Origin of the sequence: Streptomyces longisporoflavus, assembly GCF_014649775.1 — a bacterium.
Lineage (GTDB): Bacteria > Actinomycetota > Actinomycetes > Streptomycetales > Streptomycetaceae > Streptomyces > Streptomyces longisporoflavus.
The window spans coordinates 1-1,454 of the sequence record NZ_BMTR01000107.1; the positions used below are offsets into that span (position 1 = coordinate 1).

Below are 1,454 nucleotides of genomic sequence, written 5' to 3' on the forward strand. Positions count from 1 at the left end.
CCCGGGCAAGCAGCCGCGCACTCCGGTCCACTGCCCGGCTACACCACTTCATGGGACGCCATCGCCCCCGGCCTGCTCGCCGATCGCAGAAAAGTCCCGCAGATTTCGCCCTCAGCGCCTCTTTTCGTGGGACTTTCCTGCAATCCGCTCTCCGGCCGACGCCTGGCCGTCCCGGCCTTGTCCCGGACAGCCGCCGTCGCCCCGTCCGCTTTCGGTCGTCAGGGCGCCGGTGTGGTGCTGGGGAATCGGCTTCGTTCAAGTCGAGGGCCGTCCCGTGCTGGCTCGGAGTACGACCTCTCCCCGTACCCGCTCCACCCGTGACCTCGTGCCCCGCTCGCGCAGAGCGAGGGCCAGTACGTCTTTGCCCATCCGCGTCAGTGGCAGGGCCACCGTGGTCAGTGGTGGGGTCAGTTCGCCGATCAGCGGGATGTCGTCGAACCCGGCCAGTGACACGTCGTCCGGCACCCGCAGCCCCCGCTCCCGTAACGCACCGAGCGCGCCCACCGCCATCACGTCCGTCACCGCGAAGACGCACGTCGGCCGCTGCCCCCGGCGCAGTAGTTCGGCTGTCGCCGCATGGCCCCCGTCACGGGTGAAGGCGCCTTCCACGATCCGCTCCTGAGGGAGGTCTACTCCCGCGTCGGCCAGCGCCTCGCGGAACCCGGCAAGGCGGTCCGCGACCGTGGTGAGCCGCTCGGGGCCGGTGAGGACGGCGAACTCCCGGTGTCCCAGGGAGAGCAGAGCCTGCGCCAGCGCGCCCGCCCCCGCCCGGTTCTCGGGTTGCACCGTGTCCACGCGGAGGCTCCGATGCCGGCTGACCACGGCGACGCGGCCCCCGTCACGTATGTAGGGAGCGAGTTCCGCCTCCAACGCCCGTTCCCACGCGGGGTCCTGGAAGCCCGACCCGATGAGCAGGATCGCGCGGGCACGCTGGGCTCGCAGCATCGAGACGTACGCGATCTCCCGCGCCGGAGCGCGGAAGGTGCTGGCCAGCATGACCAGCACATCCTGCTCGGCAGCCGCCGCCATCACTCCGCTCGCGATCGCCGCGAAGTAGGGGTCGCCGACGTCGTGGCAGATGACCCCGACCGTGTTGTTCGAGGAGCTTGCGAGGGCCTGCGCATGGGCGTTGGGGATGTATCCCAGATGATTGGCTGCTTCGAGCACCCGGAGCCGCAGGTCCTCGCGGACACGCGTGGTGCCGTTCAGGGCTCGTGACGCGGTGGCCGGCGAGACCCCGGCGGTCCGGGCCACGGCATGCAGGGTGACGTGCGGCCCGCGCTCGCGCCCCCGCCCGGCCACGGGCGGCTGGTCACGTTCTCGCTCGGGTGCGGGCGGCTGGTCACGTTCTCGCTCGGGTGCGGGCGGCTGGTCACGTTCTCGCTCGGGTGCGGGCGGCTGGTCACGTTCTCGCTCGGGTGCGGGCGGCTGGTCACGTTCTCGCTCGGGTGCGG

At 71.7% G+C, this 1,454-nt stretch carries 2 protein-coding genes; one reads left to right on the forward strand and one right to left on the reverse strand.

Going from position 1 to position 1,454, the window contains the following annotated elements; genetic code table 11:
• Window positions 1–255: 255 nt before the first annotated feature.
• Complete coding sequence (locus IE226_RS43590; protein ID WP_229871991.1) at window positions 256–1,254, reverse strand: LacI family DNA-binding transcriptional regulator; 999 nt, start codon at window positions 1,252–1,254, stop codon at window positions 256–258.
• A gap of 3 nt (window positions 1,255–1,257) precedes the next feature.
• On the opposite strand from IE226_RS43590, the gene IE226_RS44780 reads away from it, so the two are divergent.
• Window positions 1,258–1,454 (forward strand): hypothetical protein (locus IE226_RS44780; protein ID WP_229871992.1); only part of this gene is annotated, 197 nt, incomplete at its 3' end.